This is a genomic window from Verrucosispora sp. FIM060022 (assembly GCF_003977705.1).
Lineage (GTDB): Bacteria > Actinomycetota > Actinomycetes > Mycobacteriales > Micromonosporaceae > Micromonospora > Micromonospora gifhornensis.
Genome location: NZ_RQIV01000004.1, coordinates 322,416 through 345,384, shown reverse-complemented (window position 1 = coordinate 345,384; position 22,969 = coordinate 322,416). Strand labels below are relative to the sequence as shown.

23 protein-coding genes are annotated in these 22,969 nt (G+C 69.9%); 13 read left to right on the top strand and 10 right to left on the bottom strand.

Translation table 11 applies throughout. The annotated features are described in order from the left end of the window. Nucleotides 1–19 precede the first annotated feature (19 nt). Nucleotides 20–763: a M50 family metallopeptidase gene (locus EG812_RS14925; protein ID WP_126711862.1), complete on the bottom strand. Its 744-nt coding sequence runs from the start codon at nt 761–763 to the stop codon at nt 20–22. Between the two features lie 102 nt (nt 764–865). On the opposite strand from EG812_RS14925, the gene EG812_RS14920 reads away from it, so the two are divergent. After that, nucleotides 866–1,417 carry a Uma2 family endonuclease gene (locus EG812_RS14920; protein WP_199743873.1) on the top strand — a complete coding sequence of 184 codons (552 nt, stop codon included), beginning with the start codon at nt 866–868 and terminating at the stop codon, nt 1,415–1,417. A gap of 118 nt (nt 1,418–1,535) precedes the next feature. Further along, nucleotides 1,536–2,288, top strand: coding sequence for a GH25 family lysozyme (locus EG812_RS14915; RefSeq protein WP_126711861.1), 753 nt, complete (start codon nt 1,536–1,538; stop codon nt 2,286–2,288). A 114-nt stretch (nt 2,289–2,402) separates the two neighbouring features. Here the strand turns inward: EG812_RS14915 and EG812_RS14910 are convergent, their stop codons facing one another. Then, nucleotides 2,403–2,639 (bottom strand): hypothetical protein, encoded by a 237-nt coding sequence (locus EG812_RS14910; RefSeq protein ID WP_043719689.1) that lies wholly within the window; start codon nt 2,637–2,639, stop codon nt 2,403–2,405. A gap of 64 nt (nt 2,640–2,703) precedes the next feature. Further along, the gene (locus tag EG812_RS30075) at nt 2,704–4,983 is read right to left on the bottom strand and encodes a serine/threonine-protein kinase (protein WP_126711860.1); all 2,280 of its coding nucleotides are present in this window, start codon (nt 4,981–4,983) and stop codon (nt 2,704–2,706) included. Between the two features lie 90 nt (nt 4,984–5,073). On the opposite strand from EG812_RS30075, the gene EG812_RS14900 reads away from it, so the two are divergent. The 5 genes from EG812_RS14900 to EG812_RS14875 all read left to right on the top strand — a co-directional run bounded on the left by EG812_RS14900 (nt 5,074) and on the right by EG812_RS14875 (nt 9,837). After that, nucleotides 5,074–5,283: an acyl-CoA carboxylase subunit epsilon gene (locus tag EG812_RS14900; protein WP_013731569.1), complete on the top strand. Its 210-nt coding sequence runs from the start codon at nt 5,074–5,076 to the stop codon at nt 5,281–5,283. A 124-nt stretch (nt 5,284–5,407) separates the two neighbouring features. Further along, complete coding sequence (locus EG812_RS14895) at nt 5,408–5,869, top strand: hypothetical protein (RefSeq protein ID WP_043719686.1); 462 nt, start codon at nt 5,408–5,410, stop codon at nt 5,867–5,869. Between the two features lie 1,354 nt (nt 5,870–7,223). Next, the gene (locus tag EG812_RS14885; RefSeq protein WP_233579490.1) at nt 7,224–8,405 is read left to right on the top strand and encodes a S8 family serine peptidase; all 1,182 of its coding nucleotides are present in this window, start codon (nt 7,224–7,226) and stop codon (nt 8,403–8,405) included. A 124-nt stretch (nt 8,406–8,529) separates the two neighbouring features. Further along, entirely contained in the window at nt 8,530–9,174 is a 645-nt protein-coding gene (locus tag EG812_RS14880; RefSeq protein ID WP_043719683.1) for a Maf family protein, read from the top strand. Between the two features lie 9 nt (nt 9,175–9,183). Beyond that, on the top strand, nt 9,184–9,837 hold the full coding sequence (locus tag EG812_RS14875; protein ID WP_126711858.1) for an O-methyltransferase: 654 nt from the start codon (nt 9,184–9,186) through the stop codon (nt 9,835–9,837). A 67-nt stretch (nt 9,838–9,904) separates the two neighbouring features. Here EG812_RS14875 and EG812_RS14870 read toward each other — a convergent pair whose 3' ends face one another. The 3 genes from EG812_RS14870 to EG812_RS14860 all read right to left on the bottom strand — a co-directional run bounded on the left by EG812_RS14870 (nt 9,905) and on the right by EG812_RS14860 (nt 11,762). Then, nucleotides 9,905–10,558 (bottom strand): NADPH-dependent F420 reductase, encoded by a 654-nt coding sequence (locus EG812_RS14870; protein ID WP_013731564.1) that lies wholly within the window; start codon nt 10,556–10,558, stop codon nt 9,905–9,907. Between the two features lie 115 nt (nt 10,559–10,673). Next, nucleotides 10,674–11,069 carry an ester cyclase gene (locus tag EG812_RS14865; protein WP_126711857.1) on the bottom strand — a complete coding sequence of 132 codons (396 nt, stop codon included), beginning with the start codon at nt 11,067–11,069 and terminating at the stop codon, nt 10,674–10,676. Nucleotides 11,070–11,075: 6 nt separating this feature from the next. After that, the gene (locus tag EG812_RS14860) at nt 11,076–11,762 is read right to left on the bottom strand and encodes an SDR family NAD(P)-dependent oxidoreductase (protein WP_126711856.1); all 687 of its coding nucleotides are present in this window, start codon (nt 11,760–11,762) and stop codon (nt 11,076–11,078) included. Nucleotides 11,763–11,865: 103 nt separating this feature from the next. On the opposite strand from EG812_RS14860, the gene EG812_RS14855 reads away from it, so the two are divergent. Beyond that, nucleotides 11,866–12,468, top strand: coding sequence for a TetR/AcrR family transcriptional regulator (locus tag EG812_RS14855; protein WP_013731561.1), 603 nt, complete (start codon nt 11,866–11,868; stop codon nt 12,466–12,468). A 28-nt stretch (nt 12,469–12,496) separates the two neighbouring features. On the opposite strand, the gene EG812_RS14850 is transcribed toward EG812_RS14855, so the two are convergent. The 3 genes from EG812_RS14850 to EG812_RS14840 all read right to left on the bottom strand — a co-directional run bounded on the left by EG812_RS14850 (nt 12,497) and on the right by EG812_RS14840 (nt 15,565). Next, entirely contained in the window at nt 12,497–13,699 is a 1,203-nt protein-coding gene (locus EG812_RS14850; RefSeq protein WP_013731560.1) for an MFS transporter, read from the bottom strand. 133 nt (nt 13,700–13,832) lie between these two features. Beyond that, nucleotides 13,833–14,588: an ABC transporter permease gene (locus EG812_RS14845; protein ID WP_013731559.1), complete on the bottom strand. Its 756-nt coding sequence runs from the start codon at nt 14,586–14,588 to the stop codon at nt 13,833–13,835. A gap of 17 nt (nt 14,589–14,605) precedes the next feature. Beyond that, entirely contained in the window at nt 14,606–15,565 is a 960-nt protein-coding gene (locus EG812_RS14840; protein ID WP_126711855.1) for an ATP-binding cassette domain-containing protein, read from the bottom strand. A gap of 182 nt (nt 15,566–15,747) precedes the next feature. Here EG812_RS14840 and EG812_RS14835 point away from each other — a divergent pair, with 182 nt between their 5' ends. Continuing rightward, on the top strand, nt 15,748–17,499 hold the full coding sequence (locus tag EG812_RS14835; RefSeq protein WP_126711854.1) for an acetyl/propionyl/methylcrotonyl-CoA carboxylase subunit alpha: 1,752 nt from the start codon (nt 15,748–15,750) through the stop codon (nt 17,497–17,499). Between the two features lie 123 nt (nt 17,500–17,622). Here the strand turns inward: EG812_RS14835 and EG812_RS14830 are convergent, their stop codons facing one another. Then, nucleotides 17,623–18,519 carry a LysR family transcriptional regulator ArgP gene (locus EG812_RS14830; protein ID WP_126711853.1) on the bottom strand — a complete coding sequence of 299 codons (897 nt, stop codon included), beginning with the start codon at nt 18,517–18,519 and terminating at the stop codon, nt 17,623–17,625. Nucleotides 18,520–18,589: 70 nt separating this feature from the next. On the opposite strand from EG812_RS14830, the gene EG812_RS14825 reads away from it, so the two are divergent. From EG812_RS14825 to EG812_RS14810, 4 genes are read left to right on the top strand one after another with little or no spacing between them, the layout of a single operon-like run. Then, a complete protein-coding gene (locus EG812_RS14825) occupies nt 18,590–19,186 on the top strand; it encodes a LysE/ArgO family amino acid transporter (RefSeq protein ID WP_013731555.1) in 597 nt (198 codons plus the stop codon). A 60-nt stretch (nt 19,187–19,246) separates the two neighbouring features. Then, nucleotides 19,247–20,686 (top strand): GuaB1 family IMP dehydrogenase-related protein, encoded by a 1,440-nt coding sequence (locus EG812_RS14820; protein WP_126711852.1) that lies wholly within the window; start codon nt 19,247–19,249, stop codon nt 20,684–20,686. 55 nt (nt 20,687–20,741) lie between these two features. Beyond that, a complete protein-coding gene (locus EG812_RS14815; RefSeq protein ID WP_126711851.1) occupies nt 20,742–21,209 on the top strand; it encodes a MarR family winged helix-turn-helix transcriptional regulator in 468 nt (155 codons plus the stop codon). Next, nucleotides 21,203–22,936, top strand: coding sequence for an ABC transporter ATP-binding protein (locus EG812_RS14810; protein WP_126711850.1), 1,734 nt, complete (start codon nt 21,203–21,205; stop codon nt 22,934–22,936). Before EG812_RS14815 ends, EG812_RS14810 begins: the two co-directional genes overlap by 7 nt. Nucleotides 22,937–22,969: the final 33 nt, after the last annotated feature.

The following is a 22,969-nucleotide window of genomic DNA, read 5'->3' as shown; positions in this document are numbered from 1 at the left end:
GGTCGGGCCGGAGGTCGGGTCACCAGGTGATGCCGGCCTCCGCGAGCAACGGGCCGGCCAGCATCAGACCGCCGACGACCAGCACCGCCAGGTTGACCAGACCGAAGAGGACGACCCAGAAGAACGCCGGAAGCCCGGTGATCCCGGCCAACTGGTCGGCGTCGGAGGCGGGCATCCCCCGCCGGGTACGCAGCCGTTGCAGCTCGATCACCGGTCGTACGCCGCCGAGCAGCAGGAACCACACACTCGTCCAGGCGAAGGCGGCCTGCACCTGCGGGTTGGCGTACCACGAGACGGCGAGCACCACTCCGCCGGTGACCAGCAGCGACAGCACCCCGAACAGGTTGCGGATCATGACCAGCATGGCGAGCAGGAGGATCACCGCGAGCCAGAGCAGCAGCGTGATCCGGTTACCGGCCAACAGCCACGCCCCACCCAGGCCGACCAGCGGTGGCGCGATATAGCCGGCGAGCAGGGTGAGCACCATTCCCGGACCGGTGGGCCGCCCCGCGGACAGCGTCAGTCCCGAGGTGTCCGAGTGCAGCCGGATGCCGCGCAGCTTACGGCCGGTGAGCAGCGCGGCCAGGGCATGGCCGCCCTCGTGCGCGATGGTGATCGCGTTGCGGGCGACCCGCCACGGCAGCCGGGTGCTGACCACCAGCAGCGCGACCACGCCGGTGAGCAGCACCAGCAGCGGGGGCGGGTCGGGCTGCGCGCCGACCAGGCGGTCCCAGAACTCCGTCATGCCCTCGATCGACACCATGGGGCGCGAGCCTACCGCCCGTGTTCCGGTGTCATTGCCGGGCCAACCGCCCGTACGGTGTGAGACTGACCGGGTGGCGATCGGATCGGGAGGTGTACGCCGGTGAGCGCAGCCCCTCTGGAACCCCACGTCGGCCTCTGGACGGAGGACGACTACTTCGCCATGGGCGAGACCCATCACCGGATCGAGTTGCTCGACGGGAGCCTGATCGTGAGCCCTGCTCCGAGCCGACGGCTTCAGCGAGTCGCCAGGCGACTGGCGAACAGCATCGAGGCTACGGCGGAGGTCAACGACCTCTCGGTCTACGACGCGATCAACGTCCGGCTCGGCGTCGATCGCGTGGTGATTCCGGATCTCGTGGTCACCGACGCCGATGACGAGGGAACGGTGCTGGACGCGTCAGAGGTGGTACTCGTGGGCGAGATCGTCTCGCCGGGCAACGCGGCCGCCGATCGGGTGCTCAAGATGCAGCTCTACGCGATCGCTCAAATCCCCTGGTACCTGCTGGTCGAGCAGGACGGTGACACCCACTCGCTGCGGCTGTACCGGCTCGACGGAGGGCACTACGTCGAGGATCAGGTGGCCAAGGCCGGGGAGACGCTGACCCTCGCCGAGCCGTTCCGCTGGCAGATCGATCCGGCCACCCTGCGCTGATCACCAGGTGGGCTCGCACCACAAGCCGGACTTCGAAAATTATCTCTACCTCTATTGCCTGGCCGAGCAGGCTCACCCAAAGATGACTGTCAATTGACTGTCGTCTCAGGAGGACGCCATGGGTCAGGTCAGGTCTTCGCTGCGTCGGCTGACCGCCGCCGCACTTACCGTGCTCGCCACCGCCGCCGCCGGGCTCGTCGCCACCGCGACCCCCGCCGCGGCGGCCACCGTGCCCGGCATCGACGTCTCGCGCTACCAGGGCACCATCAACTGGACCAGCGTGCGCAACGCCGGCATCCAGTTCGCCTTCATCAAGGCCACCGAGGGTACGAGCTACAAGGACCCGAACTTCAACACCAACTACGTCAACGCGTACAACGCGGGGGTGATCCGAGGGGCGTACCACTTCGCCCGGCCCAACATCTCCTCCGGCGCGGTCCAGGCCAACTACCTGGCCTCCAACGGCGGCGCCTGGTCGGCCGACAGCCGTACCCTGCCCGCCGCTCTGGATCTGGAGGCGAACCCGTACAGCGGCGGCTACTGCTACGGCCTGAGCACCACCGCGATGCGCAACTGGGTGCAGGACTTCCTCAACACCTACCGCTCCCGCACCGGCCGCTACGCGGTCATCTACACCACCACCAGCTTCTGGAACCAGTGCACCGGCAGCTGGAGCGGCCCGTGGAACAACCACCCGCTCTGGATCGCCCGCTGGTCGTCCTCCGTGGGTGCCCTGCCGGCCGGCGCGCCCTTCTGGAGCTTCTGGCAGTACACCGACTCCGGCAGCGTCCCCGGCATCAGCGGCGCGGTGGACCGCAACTACTGGAACGGCGACCGCAGCCGGCTGATCGCGCTGGCCAACAACACCTGACGTACGCCACGACGACCGGCCGGCGTCCCGTGACATCCCGGACGTCGGCCGATCGTCGGCGTAGGTGTCGTCGCGCGGCGCTCAGGCCGGACGTCGCTGTCGGTGCGTGAGGGCTCAGGCCCGTCGTCGCGAGGCGAGCGCGACCGGCACGCTCATGCCACCCCGACGGGTGACGCTGCCTCGGCGGGTGAGGTGCCAGCCGGCGAGCGCGGCACCGGCCAGCGTCACCAGGCTCAGCAGGGTCGCCAGCACCGCGACTCCGGCGGCGGCGACCAGCAGTACGACGTTGCCGAGCACCACGAGCGTCCACAGTGCCAGCCGCGGTCGGGCATCCCTTCCTCGGTAACCCATCTCGGGCCTCCCTTCCGTCGTCGGAGATCAGATACCCCGAACGACGGAGGGTCATGCCTGTCGATCAGTCCTGACGGTCGGGCACGAACTCCCGGAAGGCCGTCTCGAAGTTCGGCAGCTGCGCTTCCCACTCACTGTTCGGCACTTCCCAGCGCAGCGCGAAACCGCGGTTGCTGGCGGTGACGAAGCCCCGGTTGCGGACTCGTAGCTCCACCCCGTCACGGGTCTGGTACCAGTCCCAGTCACCGCAGGTCCGCCACTTGCAGTCGAACGACCAGATGTCGATCAGCCGGTAGTTCTGCACGCCACGGACGTTCTTGCGGCCCGGCTCCAGCTGCCGCCAGGTGGCGGCGGCGTCCCGTCCCGGGCTGTCAGTGCGGTCGATGGTCAACTCGCTGACGCCGTTCGGGTCCCGGTACTTCACCCAGGTCCCGCCGGCGCTGCGTCGCCAGCCCTCCGGCACGGCCACCTTGAAGCCGACCGGATCGTTTCGCAGCGTCCAGCCCCCCGGCAGCGCACCGTTGGTCGGCGGTGCCGTGCTGGGCGTGGCCGACGGGCTGGGCGGGGCCGCGCTGGTCGGCGGGGCTGCGCTGGTGGGTGGGGGCGCGGCCGGTTCGCTTGTCGCCGCCGCCGGTGTCCCGGAGCTGCTGGCCGCACCCTGCGGCGTGCCGTCGTCACCACCGTCATCGCCGGTCAGCAGCGGCACCGCCACCACCAGACCAACAAGCAGCAGCGCGACCAGGGCACCGACGAGCAGACCGCGGCGGTTGCGCTCCGAGCGCAGGAAGCCCGAGGTGAAGACGGAGCCGCGAGCCGGGGTCGGATCATCCGGCACCGACGGCATCAGCGAGGTCCGCTGCGGTACGACCCGGGTGTGTTCCCCGGCCGGCGCGGGATCCACCTGGCGGGTGGCATCCGTGTCCGGGTGAGTGGTCGCCCGGTCCATCGTGGACGTCGAGCGGTCGACCTTCGCCGTCGGCTCCGCACCGGTGTCCGCCGCTGCGCCACCGGGAACAGCCGTGCCCGACTGGTCCGTCTCCCCCGCTCCGGCGGTAGCACCCGAGTCGGCATCGAGACCGGACTCCGCCCCGCCACCAGCGGTCACGGACGCCGCGTCGGCGCTCCGGGACGCGCCGGCATCGTTGTTCGTACCGGCCGCTTCGCCCCCGTCCACCGGGCTGTCCGCACCGGACACCAGGACGGTGGGTGCCGCGTCCGAGCCTGCCGGTTGCGCCGCGTCGGAACCGACCGCAGCATCCGCCCTGCTCGTCGGAGCGGCGTCGGCGGGGACCTTCGCCGTCGGCGCGGCGTCCGAGCTGAGCGAGGACCCGACGGCGCCGGCGGCGGCGAGCGGGCCGGAAACCGGCGGCGTACGCGGGGCAGGCGGGCTGACCGACGCGGACGGGGTCGTCGGTCGTTCCCCGGACGGCCGCGGCGCCGGCACCAACGGCGGGCGTGGCTCACGCGGCCCGTTGGGCCCCGGTCGGCGTGCGCCGCCCAGCAGTGAGATGCTCCTGGCCCGCCGGCCGCTGGCCTTGCGGAGCATGCGCTCGGCGGACTCGGCGGTGATGCGTTCCTGGGGGTCCTTGCGGAGCAGCCCGGTGAGCACCGACTTGAGTGGGCCGGCGTTACGCGGCGGCGGCACCGGCTCGGTGGCCAGCGCGGCCAGGGTGGCGATCGCCGACGGCCGGGCGAACGGGGACTTGCCCTCCACGGCGGCGTAGAGCGTGGCACCCAGCGACCACAGGTCGGCCTCCGGCCCGGCGGTGCCGTCGCGGGCCCGTTCCGGGGCGATGTACGCCGGTGAGCCGAGCACCATGCCGGTACGCGTGACGTTCGGGTCGCCGGGGATGGTGGCCAGCCCGAAGTCGGTCAACACCACCCGCCCGTCGGTGCCGAGCAGGACATTGCCGGGCTTGACGTCGCGGTGCATGATGCCGGCCTTGTGCGCGGCCTTCAGGGCGTTCAGCACGCCCAGGCCGATCTCGACCGCCTGGGCCGACGACACCGGCCCGTCCTCCGCGAGCGTGTCCTGCAACGAACGCGACGCGACGTACTCCATCACGATCCACGGGTCACCATCGGTGCGGAGCACGTCGAAGATGCGTACCACGTTGACGTTGTTGAGCCGGGCGATGGCCCGCGCCTCGCGCAGCGAGCGTTCCCGCATCTCGCGGCGCTCGTCGTTGGTCAGACCCGGCGGCGGTACGAGTTCCTTGATGGCGACGTCGCGGTGCAGCACCTCGTCGCGCGCCTTCCACACCCGACCCATGCCACCCTGACCGAGCGGCGAGATGAGCCGGTACCGGTCGGCGACGAGTTGGGAGGCGGAAGCGTCTGACATCGCTGAGACGGTACCCGGCAGCGCTGACACCTACACCGTCGGCACGCCATTGTGCGACCAAGATCAAGGTGGCCACGTACCCTGAGCGGCATGTGTGGGGAAGAGCCGCTGTTGCGGATCGTGCGCGGTGTGCCGACCGCGGAGGAACTGGCCGCGCTGGTGGGCGCTGTCGTCACCCGCCCCCGGGCCGCCGGTCCTGCCCCGGCACCGACGTCGACGTGGGCTCGCAGCGGCCGACCGGGAAGCAACGGTCACCTGCCCGGTCCCGGCGCCTGGCGCGCGTCCGCACTGCCCCGCTGACCGGCCCGTCGCTCCTCGCCGAGCCGCTTCTCGGCTGTCGTAGGGACGGTGACGGGGCAGCCGTGGGCGACGTCACCCACTAACCTCACTCTGGGGAACCGGACCGTGACGGTTGGGAGGGGCGATGATCCCTGAAGAGGATCGACAAGCGTCCTGGTTGGGCGGTTACCGCACGATCGAGGCGGACATCCGGCAGATGCGAGAATTCGCTGACCGGCTACGTGCCGAGGTCGAGAGCAACTACACCCCGCACCTGCGCTACATCGCCAGCGACATGCTCACCCAGGTGTCCAACCCTGCCGATGCCTTCATCGAGCTGGTGCAGTTCATGCGCGCACACTGGGAGACCCAGCAGGCCGCCACCAACGCCGTCTGGGGCGTCGGCCACACCACCGGTCACCTCGCGGAAGCCGCCCACCAGGTGGCGCTGCGCTACGGCGACGCCGACGCCTTCTCCGCAGCCCGGGTCGCCGACATCGAACGCGCCCTCGCCCGGCCCGGCATCACCACCGCCCCGCCGGCGCCGTCGCCGTCGTTCGCCGACCCCACCGGCCCCGACCAGCCCGGACCAGTGGTGCTGCCATGAGAGACGTGGGCGTCGGCCGCAGCGGCGGCCTCACCAACTGGTACCTGATGAACGTCGCCGACATGTGGGCCTGCGTGCAGGACCACCAGACCGAACAGCACTGGCGGCACGTCGCCGGCTGGCGCAAGGTCTGTGACCTGGCAGGCCAGCACCTCACCCGCCTCAGGGCGTACCGCGACGGCCTGGCCCGAGCCTGGCCGCCGGAGACCAACGCCGCCGCCAAGGCGTACGTCGCCGAACTCGACGACCTCATCGACCAGGTGCAACGCACGCACGACGCCGCCTCCGCCAACCAGACCGCGCTGTCCGCCGCCACCCAGGCCATCACCAGCACCCGCACCGAGTTGGGCAAGATCTACGAGGAGTACGCCCGCAAACTCCAGCAGAAGCGGACCTGGGAGACGATCGCCGCCGACCCCAAAGCCGCCGCCGGCAGTCGGGCTGGCGAACCCCCGGTAACCGATGCCGAACTCGAACGCCTCAACGTCCGAGCGCGCGGCATCATGTACGGCCTCAGCAGCGAACTCCAACAAGCCCAAGCAATGCTCCGCCAACCTCCCGTCGCACCGCCTACAGGCAAACAGCCGTCCGACCCGAACGTCTATGGTGGCGGTACAACGGCCCCTGTAATTCCCCCGATCATGCCCGTGGCGTTACCTCATGCAACCAGCGGGTCAACGGTTCGAAGGCAGTCCCCCCGTTTGGCACCAACACCTAGCCCGAAGAGTCCTCAAATCGGCCCCGTCTTGGGTGATGCCTCGCCAAGACCGGTGCTGGCCAATCCGGGTGAACCCAACCTTCGCACTCCAGCATCTCCCAGCAGTAGCACCCCTCCGACTTCGCCTCAAGTGCCGCATGGCCAATTGGGAAGCCCGATAGCAGGGCTTCGACAGCCTTCCCAAGTTGCCCACCCAACCGGCAGTGGCACAAAAGCTACTCATCCAGTTCCACCCACCCAACCGCGCGCTCTGCCGCATGGGGGCCTAATCGGAGGAATTCCGGGAACTGGGCATTTCACCTCAGGGACAGGCAGTGACCAACCACGTCGAGTAAACCCCGCTGGTGGGCTGATTGGTGGCGGTGCGGCTGGGACCGCACCTGCAGGGGCCGCGGGTTCCCGGCCGGGCAGCGGCAAGGGGTTCGGCACCAATCAGCTAGTCCCGCCCTTTGGCGGTTCTCCCGGCCTAGCCGCGACGGGCACGAGGGACAAAGGCCCAGGCGGCGGTAGCGACAGTGTTGGACGCAGGTGGGACCCGGATCACCCGTGGCAGACAGATCAGGGCGTCAACCCTGTCATGCGCCCGCTCGAAGACGACGGACCAATCGACCCCGGCCCCGCCATCGGCCTTAGGTGATGAAGCTGCTTGCTGGTGCCATATGCATCCTCACCGCCCTGCTCTCCCCACCGACCTTATCCAAACTAGAAGGCGCATCGCCGGCAATCCAGCTGAGAATTGAGGACGGCGACGACTCCCTGAGGATTCGGAATGATCAGTGGCACCTGAGACTCCTGAAAATTCAGGAAGCGCACCGACTCAGCCAAGGCGAAGGCGTCACGATAGCTGTACCCGACAGCGGGGTTTATCCTCACGTGGACCTCAAGAGTAATCTCCTTGAAGGCTTCAATCTCATGCCCGGCGACAGCCGAAGCGGACAAGATGACGAAAGTGGCCATGGAACAGCAATGGCAGGGCTCATAGCTGCCCACGGCCAAGCAAATGGCAGCGGAGCACTAGGAGTAGCCCCTAAAGCCAAAATCCTGCCAATAAAATCCTTCACCTCCGAGAACGAAGGTGACACGGACCGCCTAGCTGAGGCGATCGAAAGGGCGGTTGCAGCAGGCGTGGACGTAATCAGTGTCTCTGCTGGCGGGGGCGCCAACTCTCGCCTCTTACGCGCCCTCGACTCCGCACGTGCCGCAGATATTGTGGTGGTGGCGGCAGCCGGCAATAGACCTGAGGACGCACACGTGGTTTGGCCCGCCGCCGGAGTGGGCGTGATTGCGGTTGGTGGCATTGATCGCCATTCCAACCATGCCAGATTGTCGGTGACCGGCCCTCAAATTGATTTGTCCGCACCTGCAGTCGAAATTTATAGCACCAGCTACGGGGACAATTATCTGAAGGGCTCCGGCACCTCAAGCGCTGCCGCGATTGTGGCGGGGGCGGCGGCGTTGGTACGGGCCAAGTATCCGTATCTGCCGGCGGATGAGGTGGCGCACCGGTTGACCGCTACCGCGATCGACAAGGGGCCGCCGGGGCGCGACGACCAGTACGGCTACGGGGTCATCGACCTGGTGGCGGCGCTGACGGCAGACGTACCGCCGAGGGGTTTTGAGTCGGTGCCGGCGACCTCGCCGGATGTGGCTGGCCCGACCACGGCGGCGGCCGATGGGCCGCCGGCCGGTGATGGGGGTGCGGCGACCATGCGGGGGCTTGTCACGTTGGGGTTGCTGGTGGCGGGGGGTGTGGCCTGGGCATTGGTGGTGCGGCACCGCCGCAGGTCCGATGATCCGCCACCGCGGGTCAGTCGCTGACTCCGCGGCGACCGGACGGGCGGCTGCGGCATGACGCCGGGCGGCTGCGACACGACGACGTGCGTCTGGGCGCAGAGGCGGGGGCGGACGGGCAACCGGTAACGTCGGCGAGGTGCCTGATGTGATGCCTGTTCGGCTGGTGCTTGCTTCCGCGAGCCCGGCCCGCCGTAAGACGCTGCAAGCTGCTGGCATCGAGCCGGATGTGCTGGTCAGTGGGGTCGATGAGTCACTTGTGGTGACCGAGCGGGCGGAGGATCTCTGCCTTGAGTTGGCCCGGCTGAAGGCGCAGGCGGTAGTGGCCCGGCTGCGGCCCGCCGACGATCAGCGCACGCTCGTGTTGGGCTGCGACTCCGTGCTCGCCTTCGAAGGGCAGATCCTCGGCAAGCCGGCGGATCCCGACGATGCCACTGCGCGGTGGGAACGGATGCGGGGACGCAGCGGGGTGCTGCACAGTGGGCATTGTCTGGTCGATGTCGAGGCGGGGCGTCAGGCGGAGGCGGTGGCCTCGACGGTGGTGCATTTTGCCGACATCAGTGACCACGAGATCGCCACGTACGTCGGGACCGGTGAGCCGCTCGCGGTGGCGGGCGCGTTCACCATCGATGGTCTGGGCGGGCCGTTCGTGGAGCGGATCGAGGGTGATCCGAGCACGGTGATCGGGTTGTCCCTACCACTGCTGCGGCGGCTGCTGGCCGAGTTGGACCTGCGGATCACTGATCTGTGGACGAAGGTCGCGCCGGGTAACCAGTCGGTCGAGTCACTCGGATAACGTCCCGGCATGACGCTGAAGTCGATTCCGCTCACCGACGAACTGCACGGCTACCTGGTGGCCCACGGTGCCCCGCCCGACGAGGTGATCCGTGACCTGGCCGAGGAGACGCTGGCCCTGCTGCCGGAGCACGCGTCCATGCAGGTGGCACCCGAGCAGGCTGCCTTCCTGACCTTCCTGACCCGGCTGCTCGGTGCCCGGCAGGCCGTGGAGGTGGGCACCTTCACCGGGCTCTCCGCGCTGGCGATCGCCCGTGGGCTTGTCGACGGTGGGCGGTTGACCTGCTTCGACATCTCCGAGGAGTACACGAGTGTCGCCCGCCGGTACTGGGCGCGTGCCGGTGTGGCCGACCTGATCGACCTGCGGATCGGCCCGGCCGGGGACACGCTGCGGCAGTTGCCGAACGAGCGGTACCTGGATCTTGCCTTCATCGACGCCGACAAGGCCGGCTACCCGATCTACTGGGCCGAGTTGGTGCCCCGGATGCGGCCCGGCGGGGTGATTGCCGTCGACAACGTGCTGCGGCACGGTCGGGTCATCGCACCGCAGAACGCCGACGACCGGGCCATCGCCGCCTTCAACGACGATGTCCTGGCCGACGTACGGGTGGACGCGGTGATGCTGCCGATCGCTGACGGTCTGACCCTCGCCCGGGTGCACTGAGCCAGGGCGAGAGCCAGGGGCAGGGCCACGGCCAGGGCGAGCGCCAGGAGCGGGCCACCGGGTCGGGCTATACCTGCACTTTGCGTCGTGCTCGGGCCAGGTTGAGGGTCAACTCTTCGCGGTTCTGGTGGGCGTGGCGCAACCAGGCAGGTTGACCGGGTTCGGTACGCCAGGACTCGCTGAGCGGGCTGTTGTCCACGGTGTCGAAGCCGAACTGGTCGTACAGTCTCGTCACGAGTTCGACGGCGTCGGGGTGGTTGCTCGACACCGACAGCGCCAACCGGTCGGGGGTACCGGCTGGTCGAGCGGAGGTGAGCAGCCGGGGTGCCTGGATGTGGGTGAACGCCTTGGCGACCTTCGACGTCGGAAGCTGCTCCTGGCGGAGCTCGTGGACCGTCTTCTCGCCGGAGTCGACGACCGGGAAGTTGCCGTCGCGCCAGGGCATGTAGTTGTTCGTGTCCAGCACGATCTTGCCGGCAAGTTCGTCGACCGGCATGTCGTTGACGAGCTTGAGGGGCACCGCCACGACGGCGAAGTCGCCGGCCGCGGCGGCGTCGGCGGCGTACGCCGCCCGGGCCGACGGGCCCAGTTCGGCGACCAGGCGGTCCAGCGTCCCGGGTGCCCGGGAGTTGGCGATGACGACGCGATATCCGGTGGCAATTGCCGCACGCGCGATCTGGCTGCCGACTTCGCCGGCACCGATGATTCCGATCGCTGTCATTGACTGTTCCGTTCTGTTGCGAGTCCTGGACGGATCGAGCAGCGGCGTCTGCCGGTGCCGACCGCTGGTTCGGACGCCCGCTCCGGTGGGCGGGCGTCCGGACCAGGGTCGTTGCTCAGGCGGTGAGCTGGCGGAGCAGTTCGGCGGAGTCGTGCAGCGCGGTCATCTGCACGAACCGGCCGTCCCTGACCTCATAGATGGCGTACTCGACGATTTCGAAGGAGGCGCCGGACGGTGCGACACCGAGCCACTCCTTCACTGGAGTGCCGGTGTTGATCGCGCGTACGGCGATGCGGTTGCGGTCGAACAGCAGTTCCTTGACCTCCCAGTGGAGGTCCGGAACGGCATCGATGTCCTGTCGCTGGACGGTGAGCACGTCGTCCCGGGTGCCCATCCTGCCGTTGAGCAGGACCTGGTCGTTTATGAACTCGTCCATCCCGTCGAATTCGTGGGCGTTGAGTGCCGCGACGTAGCGCAGGTACCAGTTGCGGAGATCCTCTTGCGTCGTCATGTCGCCCTACCAGCTCAGGGTGCCGTGGTCGTCGGTGAGGGTTCCGGTCGGAGCGTCCACGCTGAGCGTGGCGAGGCGTACGACCGTCTTGGCGCTCTCCTCGACCGGCCGTCCGATCCCGAGGTCGGCGGTCATGTCGGTGGCGGTGGTGCCGGGCTCGAGTGCGTTGAACTTGATGCCCGGGTGCAACTTGGCGTACTGGACGGTGAGCATGGTGGCCGCTGACTTGGACGCCGCATAGAGCGCCATCGGGATGCCGAACTCCGGCCGTTCGGGGTTGTTCACCGCCCAGAACGATCCCATGCTGCTGGAGACGTTGACGACAGTCGGGTTCGACGACTTCCTCAGCAGTGGCAACGCGGCCTCGGTGACCCGGACGATGCCCACCGCGTTGGTGTCGAACACCCGCAGCGCCTTCGGTCCGTCGATGTCTCCGGAGCCGAGGATGCCGGCATTGTTGATCAGGACGTCGAGGCGGCCCTCGGCCGCATCGATCGTCGCGAGGGCGTCGCTCACCGACGCGTCGTCGGTGACGTCGAGTTGGACGAATGGTGCGCCCAGTGCTGCTGCGGCGGCCTTGCCCCGCTCGATGTCGCGGGCGCCGAGGTAGACGGCATGGCCCAGTTCGAGAAGCTGTCGGGCGGTTTCGAAGCCGATGCCTTTGTTGGCGCCGGTAACCAGTGTGACGGTCATGCTTCTCCTTTTGTACCGATCAGTTGCGAGTCAGCGTAACAGGGTTTTGTACCGATCGGTCGGTGGCTTGGGTCACTTCTGTACCGAGCGGTAGACTGCTGTCATGAGCACGATCGGACGTCCCCGCGCCTTCGACGAGGAGGCTGTCCTCGATCGCGCCACCGAGGTCTTCTGGCAGCACGGCTACGAAGGCGCGTCGCTGAGCGCCCTCACCAGCGCGATGGGCATCAACCGGCCGAGCCTGTACGCCACGTTCGGCAGCAAGGAACAGCTGTTCCAACGCGCCTTCGCCCGGTACCACGAGACCCAGGTGGCCGCCGCCCGCGCCGCCCTCGACAAACCCAGCGCGTACGCCGCCATCGAGGCGTTCCTGCGCGCCAGCGCCGACGGCCTCACCGCCGCCGATCACCCCGCCGGCTGCCTCTCCATCCAGGGAGGCCTGGCCTGCTCACCGGAGAACGCCGGGATCTCCGAGATCCTGGCCGCCGGTCGGGCCGCCACCGAGGCGGCTCTTGCGGAACGGCTGACCCGTGCCGTGGACGAGGGCGACCTGTCGGACGACACGGATGTCCCGGCGCTCGCCCGGTTCGTGATGGCGCTGAGCGAGGGCCACGCGGTGCACGCCGCAGCCGGCGCGAGCCGCGAAGAACTCCAGGCCTCCGTCGACATCGCCCTGCGCGCCGTCGGCGCACTCCAGCGGCGCTGAACAGCACGTCGCGCGGGGACCCGTCCGGTCAGACGGAGGCGGGCGTCGGCCGCTCGGCGGGCGTCGGAGTCGGCAGGGCCCGGCCGAGTCGTACCGCGAGCAGCGCGGCCACCGCGATGAAGCCGGGCAGCAGCAGGAACGCCAGGTGGGCACCGACGCCGTCGGCCACCCAGCCGAGCGCGACCGGCGCGATCCCGAAACCCACAGCCATCGAGTACGCCGACCAGCCCGCCGCCTGATCCGTGGCGTCACCGGCGACGGCGAGGGCGAGCGAGATGGCCAGCGGGTAGTGCAGGGCGTTGCCCAGCCCCAGCACCACCAGGCCGACGACCGCCAGCCAGCCGACCGAGGCGACCCAGAAGAGGGCGAATCCCGCCAGCGACACTCCCAGCGCGGCGAGCAGGAGGGGTACCGGGCGGAGCCGGAGGGCCACCCGGCCGCCGAAGATCCGTCCGACGAACATGCCGGCGACGATTGCGGCCACCGCCGCGGAGGCGGCACCGGGCGCCATTCCGGCGTGCACCCGCAGCACGTCGGCGGTCCACAGGGACAGGCAGACCTCGATCGAGCCGGTGACCGCCATCAACACCCAGGCGATCCAGTACGCCTTCGGCAGTCGACGCGTACCAGCGGGAACCGGTGTCCTGTGCGGGTGGACGACGGCGACCCGCGGTCCGCGTACGCGTCGAGTCAGGGTGGCGACGGCGACCAGCGCGATAAGCGCCACCACGATGGACATGCCGGGCCGCCAACCCCAGCCGGCGTTCACGCTGAGCCCGATCACCAGCGGGGCCAGGATGCCCATGCCGGCGCAGGCGGCGTTCGCCTCGGCCAGGGCCGCCGGAGCGGCAGATCCGTGCCGGGTGGTCAGCACCACGTTCACGCCGCTGACGATCAGCGTCCCGGCGGTGGCGATCATCATGACGACGGCGAGGGTGGCGGGCAGCGGGCGCAGCAGGGCCAGCCCGCTCACCCCGGCGGCGACGCCGGCCAGCCCGAACCAGATCGTCGGCGCCCGGCCGAACCGGCGGGCGACCGGGGCGAACAGCGCGCCGCCGGCCAGGGCACCGACCGCGAGGGCGGTGCTGTGCAGCCCGGCGACGGCGGCGCTGGTGCCCTGCTCGTCGCGCAGCAACGGCACCACCGGACCGAAGCCGTAGAGGAAGAAACCCCACAGACCGAGTTGGGCGTAGGCCAACCAGGTGATCCGGTCGCGGAGAAGGCGAGGCACGCGCCCACGCTACAAGCGCATGCCGCTGCCCGACCCGCGCTGAGAGCGAACTCTCCGCACGCTGCGCTTGGATGTTAAGAAGGGGCCCGTGCTCTACCGCAGGCGTTAATAAGGTGCCCTTCCTTTCACCCGGTCAGCGGACGCTGCGGGCGAACTGGCGGGCGGCCCAGTAGACGCCGGCGGCGGCCAGGATCGCGATGATGGTCAGCCCCTGCCAGACCTTGTCGTTGCCGATGTCGCCGCTGAACAGGGCCCGGGTGCCGTCGACCGCCCAGGAGAACGGGTTCCACTTGGCGATGCCCTGCAGCCAGCCGGGTGCGAAGGCGAGCGGCAGCAGGATGCCGGAGAGCAGCAGCACCGGCTGGGCGACCGTGTTCATCAGCGGGGCGAGCGCGTCCTCGCTCTTGACCTTCAACGCGACGCCGTAGGAGACCGCCGAGGTCATCAGCGCGATCAGGGCGAGCATCAGGTACGCCAGCAGCAGGTCGCCGATGAACACCCGCAGGTCGAACAGGAGCGCCAGCAGGGTGATGATGACCGCCTGGACCAGCAGCGACACCACGTCGCGCAGGGAGCGGCCGAGCAGCAGGGCGAGCCGGCTCACCGGGGTGACCCGGGATCGCTCGATCACCCCGGCGCGCAGCTCGGCGATCAGGCCGAAGCCCTGGAACAGGCCGCCGAAGATGGCAAGCAGCACCAGCAGACCCGGCACGAAGATCTTGTACGCCTCGGCCTGGGTGGGTGCGTTCAACGCCGGCTTGAGCAGCGGGGCGAACAGCAGCAGGTACATCACCGGCTGGAAGACGCCGACGAATACCCACACCGGGTTGCGCAGCAGCAGGTGCAGTTGGCGCTGGAAGATCAGCCAGGTGTCGCGGGCGAGTTTCATGAGTTCTCCTGGTCGGGTCAGGACTCGCGCAGCGAGCGCCCGGTCTTGGTGAGGAAGACGTCGTCGAGGCTCGGGCGGTGCAGCTCGATCGACTTGAGGTCGAGCCCGGCACCGTCGACACGACGCAGGATGCGCGGGATGGCGGTGGCCCCGTCGTCGACGAAGAGCCGCAGCCCGCCTTCGTCGAGCGCCTCCAGCCGGCTGACGTACTCCTCGACGGCGAGCAGCTTCTCCGCCTCGGTGGTGGCGTTGATGCTGAGGCCGAGTTGCACCACGTCACCGGAGATTTCGCGCTTGAGCCCGGCCGGCGTGCCTTCGGCGACCACCTCACCGTGATCCATGATCGCGATGCGGTCGCAGAGGGCATCGGCCTCGTCGAGGTAGTGGGTGGTGATGAAGACGGTCATCCCGTCGGTGCGCAGTCGCCGGATCTCGTCCCACATGTGCGCCCGGCTCTGCGGGTCGAGGCCGGTGGTCGGCTCGTCCAGGAAGACGATCTTCGGCTCGTGGATGATGCCGAGCGCGATCTCGACCCGACGCCGCTGACCCCCGGAGTACGTCTTGCACTTGCGGTCGGCGAACTCGGTGAGCTGGAACGCCTCCAGCGCGCGGACGGCCCGACGCTGCGCCTCGGCCTTCGAGATGCCGTACAGCCGGGCCTGGAGGACCAGCTCCTCCCGGGCGGTGGACTCGTCCCAGGTGCTGCCGCCCTGGGCGACGTAGCCGATGCGGCGGCGCACCTCACCCGGATCGGTGCGCAGGTCGGCACCGGCGATGGTGGCCTGGCCGTCGTCCGGCTCGATGAGCGTCGCCAGCATCCGCAGGGTGGTGGTCTTGCCGGCGCCGTTCGGGCCGAGGAACCCGAAGATCTCGCCCGCCGCCACGTCCAGGTCGACGCCGCGGACCGCGTCGACGGTCTTCGTCTCCCGACCGGCCCGGCTACGGTACGACTTGCGCAGCCCTCTGGTCTCGATCATTGCTTCTCCCCGTTCATGGCCGCTGTCGGCCACCATCGTGATCGATAGCCGATCACATCGGTGTGACACCACGCCGGATCGACGCCGGACCAATCCGTGCGCCATCCCACACTGATCGTTCGTTAGGGCCTGCCTGTCGGTCGCTAAACTCCCGGTCAGTAACCTCGGGGAGGAGCCACCAGGTGCGCAAGGTACTCATCGCCAACCGGGGCGAGATCGCCGTCCGGGTGATCCGCGCCTGCCAGGACTCCGGCCTGGGCAGTGTCGCGGTGTACGCGGACTCCGACCGCGACGCCCTGCACGTCACGCTCGCCGACGAGGCGTACGCCCTGGGTGGTGACACCGCCGCGGAGAGCTACCTGCGTATCGACAAGCTCATCGACTCCGCGGCCCGGTCCGGTGCCGACGCGGTGCATCCCGGCTACGGCTTCCTCTCCGAGAACGCCGACTTCGCGCAGGCGGTCATCGACGCCGGCCTGACCTGGATCGGCCCCACCCCGCAGGCGATCCGCGACCTCGGTGACAAGGTCACCGCCCGGCACATCGCCCAGCGGGCCGGTGCGCCGCTGGTGCCCGGCACCGCGGACCCGGTCGGCAGCGCCGACGAGGTGATGGCCTTCGCTGTCGACCACGGGCTGCCGGTGGCGATCAAGGCCGCCTTCGGTGGTGGCGGGCGTGGCCTGAAGGTGGCCCGCACGATGGAGGAGATTCCGCAGCTGTTCGAGTCGGCCACCCGGGAGGCGGTCGCCGCGTTCGGTCGGGGCGAGTGCTTCGTCGAGCGGTACCTCGACCGGCCGCGCCACGTCGAGGCGCAGGTCCTGGCCGACCAGCACGGCAACGTGATCGTGGTGGGCACCCGGGACTGCTCGTTGCAGCGCCGGCACCAGAAGCTCGTCGAGGAGGCACCTGCGCCGTTCCTGACGGCGGAGCAGCGGGCCCAGATCCACGACAGCGCCAAGGCGATCTGCCGGGAGGCCGGCTACCACGGCGCCGGCACCGTCGAGTACCTGGTCGGCAACGACGGGACCATCTCCTTCCTGGAGGTCAACACCCGGTTGCAGGTGGAACACCCGGTCACCGAGGAGACCGCCGGCATCGACCTGGTCCGCGAGCAGTTCCGCATCGCCGACGGCGAGAAGCTGCGCTTCACCGAGGACCCGACGCCGCGTGGGCACTCCATCGAGTTCCGGATCAACGGTGAGGACCCGGGGCGCAGCTTCCTGCCCGCCCCCGGCACGGTCACCGCGCTGCGGCTGCCCACCGGGCCGGGTGTCCGGGTGGACACCGGCATCTCGGCCGGCGACGTGATCGGTGGCAACTTCGACTCGCTGCTGGCCAAGCTGATCGTCACCGGGGAGACCCGTACCGAGGCGTTGGAGCGGGCCCGCCGGGCGCTCGCCGAGATGGTGATCGAGGGGATGGCCACCGCACTGCCGTTCCACCGCCTGGTGGTCCGCGATCCCGCGTTCACCGCCGAGCCGTTCGCCGTGCACACCCGCTGGATCGAGACCGAGTTCGACAACACCGTGCCGCCGTTCACCGGAGCGGCCGACGCTTCCGCCGGCCCGGCCGAGCGCGAGACGGTCGTGGTCGAGGTGGGTGGCAAGCGGCTGGAGGTGAGCCTGCCGGCGGGCCTGACCGCCGGTTCGGCGTCCGCCGCGCCGGCCGCGCGTAAGCCCGCCCGCCGTGGTGGCGGCACCACGGTCGGCGCGACGGCCGGCGGCGACGCGTTGACCTCCCCCATGCAGGGCACCATCGTCAAGATCGCGGTGGCCGACGGGGACACCGTCGCCGAGGGCGACCTGGTGGTGGTGCTGGAGGCGATGAAGATGGAGCAGCCGCTGCACGCCCACAAGGCGGGTACGGTCAGCGGCCTGTCAGCCGAGGTCGGCGCGGTGATCACCGCCGGTGCCGCCATCTGCACCATCGCCTGAGGTGTAAGGAAGGGCCCCTTGTTAACGCCTGGGGTAGTAAAGGGGCCCCCTCATAACACGGCACGCCGCGCACGCGCAGCTCAGCGGCGAGCGGGCGCGCGAGCAAGCGGGCGCGCGAGCCGGTCAGCGCAGGGTTTCGGCGGCGACGGCGCACACGGCTGTGGTGAGCGCGGTCAGCACCGCCGAGTCGAGTCGCCAGTGCTGCCAGTAGAGCGGGATGTCCACCACCCGGCCCGGCGCGAGGTCCACGCAGCGGCCGGAGTCCAGGTCGTCGGCGGCGATCTGCTCCGGCACCATCCCCCACCCCAGGCCCAGTCGGATCGCGGCGCTGAACGCGGGCACCGACGGCACGTAGTGCACCGGCGGGTCGAGGGTACGGCCGGTCAGCGTACGCAGGAAGCGGTGCTGGAGGCGGTCCCTGCGGTCGAAGAGCACCACCGGTGCGGCGGCGAGCGCCGAACGGGTGAGACCGTCGGCGAACCACCGTCGCAGGGCCGACGGGGCGGCCAGCGCCCGGTACCGCATCGCGCCGAGGGGGCGTACCCGGCAGCCCTGCACCGCCTCCCGCTGGGCGGTCACCGCGGCCATCACCGCTCCGGCGCGCAGCAGTTCGGCGCTGTGGTCCTGGTCGTCCTGCCGGATGTCGAAGGAGAGTTCCGGTGGGGCGGGCAGCCGGGCCAGGGCGGCGGGAAACCAGGTGGCGAGCGAGTCGGCGTTGACCACGACGGCGACCCGGGTACGGCCGGGGTCACCGCCGAGCGGGCCGCGCGCGTCGGCCAACGCCTCCCGTTCCAGCAGCGCCAACTGCCCGGCGAGGCGGAGCAGCGGCCGCCCGGCCTCGGTGGCGTCGCAGGGTCGCTGACGTCGGACGAGCACCTGCCCGACAGCTTCCTCCAGCGCCTTGATCCGCTGGCTGACCGCCGACGGGGTCACGTGCAGCAGCCGGCCCGCCGCCTCGAAGCTGCCTTCACTGACGACGGCGGCGAGCGTACGGAGCTGGGCGGAATCCAGACCGCTCATGAAGCTGTCCTTAACCATCTGAAGAATCTTTAGTTGGACTGATGATCAGGATCGACCCTACCGTCGACCCATGCTCACCTCGGCCGTCGCCGGTTTCTCGTTGTCCATCGCCCTGATCGTCGCCATCGGCGCGCAGAACGCCTTCGTGCTCCGCCAGGGCCTGCGCCGGGAACACCTGGTGCCGGTCGTCCTGACCTGCGCGGTGTCGGACGCGCTGCTGATCGGCGTCGGGATCGCCGGGGTCGGTTCGGTGGTGGCCGCCCGACCGGACCTGCTCACCGCGATCCGTTGGGGCGGTGCCGCCTTCCTGCTCGGGTACGCGGTCCTCGCCGCCCGCCGCGCGCTGCGCCCCGGCGCCCTCACCCCCGCCCAACGGCCACCGGCCCGGCTCGGCGCGACGCTGGCGGCCTGCCTGGCCTTCACCTACCTCAACCCGCACGTGTATCTGGACACCGTGCTGCTGCTCGGTGGCATCGCCCAGCAGCACCAACACCGCTGGTGGTTCGGTGTCGGGGCGGCACTGGCCAGTGTGTGCTGGTTCACTGCACTCGGCGCGGGCGCCTACCGGCTCGCCCCGCTGCTCGCGCGTACCCGCGTCTGGCAGGTGCTCGACGGCCTGATCGCGGTGGTGATGGTCGGGGTGGCGGCGGCGTTGGTGCTGGGCTGAGTGGGGTGGTTTCGCCCACCACGGGCGGCGCGGTGGCGCATCGGCAGCAATGATGGCCGGGTGCGTTTCCTCAACGGCGCGACCCCGGCGTACGACCTGACCTACAACGACGTCTTCATGGCCCCGGCCCGCTCCGAGGTGGCGTCGCGGCTCGACGTCGACCTGGCCACCGGCGACGGTACGGGCACCACGATCCCGCTGGTCGTGGCGAACATGACGGCGGTCGCCGGCCGGCGGATGGCCGAAACGGTGGCCCGCCGTGGCGGCATCGTGGTGATCCCGCAGGACATCCCGATCGGCGTGGTGGCCGAGGTGGTCGCCTGGGTCAAGCAGCGGCACCTGGTGCACGAGACCGCCGTCGCGCTCGGCCCGACGGACACCGTCGGCGACGCGATCCACCTGCTGCCGAAGCGGGCGTACGGCGCGGTCATCGTGGTCGACGAGGCGGGCCGGCCGATGGGCGTGGTGACCGAGGCGGACACGGTCGGTGTGGACCGCTTCGCCCAACTGCAGGACGTGATGTCGGCCGACCTGCACACCGTGCCGGCGAGCGCGGACCCGCGTACCGGATTCGACCGGCTCTCCGAGGGGCGGCGGCGGTTGGCCCCGGTGGTCGACGACGACGGGCGGCTGGTCGGGGTGCTCACCCGCCAGGGCGCGCTGCGGGCGACGTTGTACCGGCCGGCCGTGGACGACCAGGGGCGGCTGCGGATCGCGGCGGCGGTGGGGATCAACGGCGACGTGGCGGGCAAGGCGGCGGCGTTGCTGGCGGCCGGGGTGGACACCCTGGTGGTGGACACCGCGCACGGCCACCAGGAGCGGATGATCGCCGCGCTGCGGACCGTGCGCCGGCTCGAACCGGCCGTCCCGGTCGCGGCCGGCAACGTGGTCACCGCCGACGGCGTACGCGACCTGGTCGAGGCGGGCGCGGACATCGTCAAGGTCGGAGTCGGCCCGGGTGCGATGTGCACCACCCGGATGATGACCGGGGTGGGTCGGCCGCAGTTCTCGGCGGTGCTCGACTGCGCGGCCGCCGCTCGTGAGCTGGGTCGGCACGTCTGGGCCGACGGCGGGGTGCGCCATCCCCGGGACGTGGCGTTGGCCCTGGCCGCCGGGGCGTCCAACGTGATGATCGGCTCGTGGTTCGCCGGCACCTACGAGTCCCCCGGTGACCTCTACACAGACGAGGACGGTCGCCGTTACAAGGAGAGCTTCGGGATGGCCTCGGCGCGGGCGGTAAGCGCGCGTACCGGCGAGGACAGCCCGTACGACCGGGCCCGCAAGGCGATCTTCGAGGAGGGCATCTCGTCCGCCCGGATGTACCTGGACCCGGTCCGGCCCGGCGTGGAGGACCTGATCGACGAGATCATCTCCGGGGTACGCAGTGCGTTCACCTATGCCGGTGCCCGTACCCTGCCGGAGTTCCACGAGCGGGCGCTGGTCGGCGTGCAGAGCACGGCCGGCTACACCGAGGGGATGCCACTGCCGACAAGTTGGTGAAACGGCATGTCGAAAATAGTTTGGCCCCTGACTGTCAGGGTTCTAATCTGCCGATATGAAACTGGTCCAACTCGGGGACGTACCGCTCGGCCGGCTGCTGGTGGTCGCCGGGCACCTCACCGGCCAGCGATGGAACCGCTACCTCGCCGACGAGCACGGCCTCACCCAGGCCGGGATGGTCACCCTGATGGCCCTCGCCGAGCACGGGGAGCTGCCGCACCGCGCGGTGGCCGAGCTGTGTTTCGTCCGCCCGGCCACCCTCACCGGCATCGTTGACACCCTCGAACGCGACGGCCTGGTGCAACGACGCCGCGACGGCGCCGACCGGCGCAGCATCAAACTCACCCTGACCCCGGACGGCCGAGACCGGGTCGACGCGCTCACCGCGATGATCCGGGCTCGGCGCCCCCTCACCTCGGTCGACGCCGACCCGGCGAAGGCGGCCGTGATCCGGCAGTTCCTCCTGGAGATCATCGGCCAGGACGAGTCGGCCGGCAAGCCCGAGGGAGGCCCGACATGCTGATCCGGTTGCTGCTGGCCAACCTGCGCCCGTACCGGCGGCCGCTGGCCGTGGTCGTGCTGCTGCAGTTCGTCAGCACGATGGCCTCGCTCTCGCTGCCGAGCCTCAACGCCGACATCATCGACCTCGGCGTGGCCCGGGGAGACACCGACTACATCCTGCGTACCGGCGGATGGATGCTCGCCCTCACGGTGGTGCACATCGTCTGCCTGATCGCGGCGGTCTACCTGGGCGCCCGCATCGCCATGGGCTTCGGCCGGGACCTGCGGGCGACGCTGTTCGGACACGTCAACCGTTTCTCCGCCCGGGAGGTCGCCCGCTTCGGTGCGCCGTCGCTGATCACGCGCAACACCAACGACGTGCAGCAGGTGCAGATGCTGGTGCTGATGAGCTGCACCATGCTGGTCTCCGCGCCGATCATGAGCATCGGCGGCGTGGTGATGGCCCTGCGCGAAGACGTCGGGCTCTCCTGGCTGATGCTGGTCTGCGTACCGGTGCTGGCGATCGTGCTGGGCCTGATCATCCGGCGGATGGTGCCGAGCTTCCGGTTGATGCAGACCCGGATCGACACCATCAACCGGGTGCTCCGCGAGCAGATCACCGGCATCCGGGTGGTCCGGGCGTTCGTCCGCGAGCCGTACGAGACGCGACGCTTCGCCACCGCGAACGCGGACCTGACCGCCACCGCCCTGCGTACCGGCCGGCTGATGGCGTTGATCTTCCCCGTGGTGATGCTGGTACTCAACGTCTCCAGCGTGGCGGTGCTCTGGTTCGGTGGTCAGCGGGTCGACGAGGGTGCCATCCAGGTCGGCGCGCTGACCGCATTCCTGCAGTACCTGATGCAGATCCTGATGGCCGTCATGATGGCCACCTTCATGCTGATGATGGTGCCCCGCGCGGCGGTCTGCGCCGAGCGGATCACCGAGGTGCTGGACACCGACTCCTCCGTGGTGCCCGCCCCGGACCCGGTCGTCGAGGTGACCGGCCGGGCCGAGTTGGAACTGCGCGACGTGCGCTTCCAGTACCCGGGCGCCGCCGAGCCGGTGTTGCGGGACATCTCCTTCCGGGTCACACCGGGCAGCACCACGGCGATCATCGGCAGTACGGGTGCGGGCAAGAGCACCCTGCTCTCCCTCATCCCCCGGCTGGTCGACGTGACCGCCGGTGCCGTACTCGTCGACGGGGTCGACGTGCGGCAACTGGCACCGGAGCAGCTGTGGAACCGGATCGGCCTGGTGCCGCAGCGGCCGTACCTGTTCACCGGCACGGTGGCGAGCAATCTGCGCTACGGCAACCCGGACGCCACCGACGAGGAACTCTGGACGGCACTGGAGATCGCCCAGGCCCGGGACTTCGTCGAGGCGATGCCCGAAGGACTGGCGGCACCGATCGCACAGGGCGGCACCAACGTCTCCGGTGGTCAACGCCAGCGGCTGGCCATCGCCCGCGCCCTGGTCCGCCGGCCGGAGATCTATCTGTTCGACGACTCGTTCTCCGCGCTCGACCTCGGCACCGACGCACGACTGCGGGCGGCCCTGCGGCCGGTCACCGCCGACGCCGCCGTGGTCATCGTCGCGCAACGGGTGTCGACGATCATCGACGCGGACCAGATCATCGTGCTGGAGGACGGCGGCGTGGTCGGGATGGGCCGCCACGAGGAGCTGCTGACGAGTTGTCCCACGTACGCCGAGATCGTGGCGTCCCAACGCACCACGGAGGTGCCGGCATGAGCGAGCGCCAGCGAGCGAATCATCAGCTCAGCG

Excerpts from the sequence above, each read along its gene's own strand:
- EG812_RS14885 (WP_233579490.1), top strand. The coding sequence starts at position 7,224 with ATGAAGCTGCTTGCTGGTGCCATATGCATCCTCACCGCCCTGCTCTCC.
- EG812_RS14870 (WP_013731564.1), bottom strand. The coding sequence starts at position 10,558 with ATGACAGCGATCGGAATCATCGGTGCCGGCGAAGTCGGCAGCCAGATC.
- EG812_RS14860 (WP_126711856.1), bottom strand. The coding sequence starts at position 11,762 with ATGACCGTCACACTGGTTACCGGCGCCAACAAAGGCATCGGCTTCGAA.
- EG812_RS30075 (WP_126711860.1), bottom strand. The coding sequence starts at position 4,983 with ATGTCAGACGCTTCCGCCTCCCAACTCGTCGCCGACCGGTACCGGCTC.
- EG812_RS14880 (WP_043719683.1), top strand. The coding sequence starts at position 8,530 with ATGCCTGTTCGGCTGGTGCTTGCTTCCGCGAGCCCGGCCCGCCGTAAG.
- EG812_RS14900 (WP_013731569.1), top strand. The coding sequence starts at position 5,074 with ATGTGTGGGGAAGAGCCGCTGTTGCGGATCGTGCGCGGTGTGCCGACC.
- EG812_RS14815 (WP_126711851.1), top strand. The coding sequence starts at position 20,742 with ATGAAACTGGTCCAACTCGGGGACGTACCGCTCGGCCGGCTGCTGGTG.
- EG812_RS14875 (WP_126711858.1), top strand. The coding sequence starts at position 9,184 with ATGACGCTGAAGTCGATTCCGCTCACCGACGAACTGCACGGCTACCTG.
- EG812_RS14845 (WP_013731559.1), bottom strand. The coding sequence starts at position 14,588 with ATGAAACTCGCCCGCGACACCTGGCTGATCTTCCAGCGCCAACTGCAC.
- EG812_RS14895 (WP_043719686.1), top strand. The coding sequence starts at position 5,408 with ATGATCCCTGAAGAGGATCGACAAGCGTCCTGGTTGGGCGGTTACCGC.
- EG812_RS14865 (WP_126711857.1), bottom strand. The coding sequence starts at position 11,069 with ATGACGACGCAAGAGGATCTCCGCAACTGGTACCTGCGCTACGTCGCG.
- EG812_RS14910 (WP_043719689.1), bottom strand. The coding sequence starts at position 2,639 with ATGGGTTACCGAGGAAGGGATGCCCGACCGCGGCTGGCACTGTGGACG.
- EG812_RS14825 (WP_013731555.1), top strand. The coding sequence starts at position 18,590 with ATGCTCACCTCGGCCGTCGCCGGTTTCTCGTTGTCCATCGCCCTGATC.
- EG812_RS14915 (WP_126711861.1), top strand. The coding sequence starts at position 1,536 with ATGGGTCAGGTCAGGTCTTCGCTGCGTCGGCTGACCGCCGCCGCACTT.
- EG812_RS14810 (WP_126711850.1), top strand. The coding sequence starts at position 21,203 with ATGCTGATCCGGTTGCTGCTGGCCAACCTGCGCCCGTACCGGCGGCCG.
- EG812_RS14840 (WP_126711855.1), bottom strand. The coding sequence starts at position 15,565 with ATGATCGAGACCAGAGGGCTGCGCAAGTCGTACCGTAGCCGGGCCGGT.
- EG812_RS14925 (WP_126711862.1), bottom strand. The coding sequence starts at position 763 with ATGGTGTCGATCGAGGGCATGACGGAGTTCTGGGACCGCCTGGTCGGC.
- EG812_RS14855 (WP_013731561.1), top strand. The coding sequence starts at position 11,866 with ATGAGCACGATCGGACGTCCCCGCGCCTTCGACGAGGAGGCTGTCCTC.
- EG812_RS14830 (WP_126711853.1), bottom strand. The coding sequence starts at position 18,519 with ATGAGCGGTCTGGATTCCGCCCAGCTCCGTACGCTCGCCGCCGTCGTC.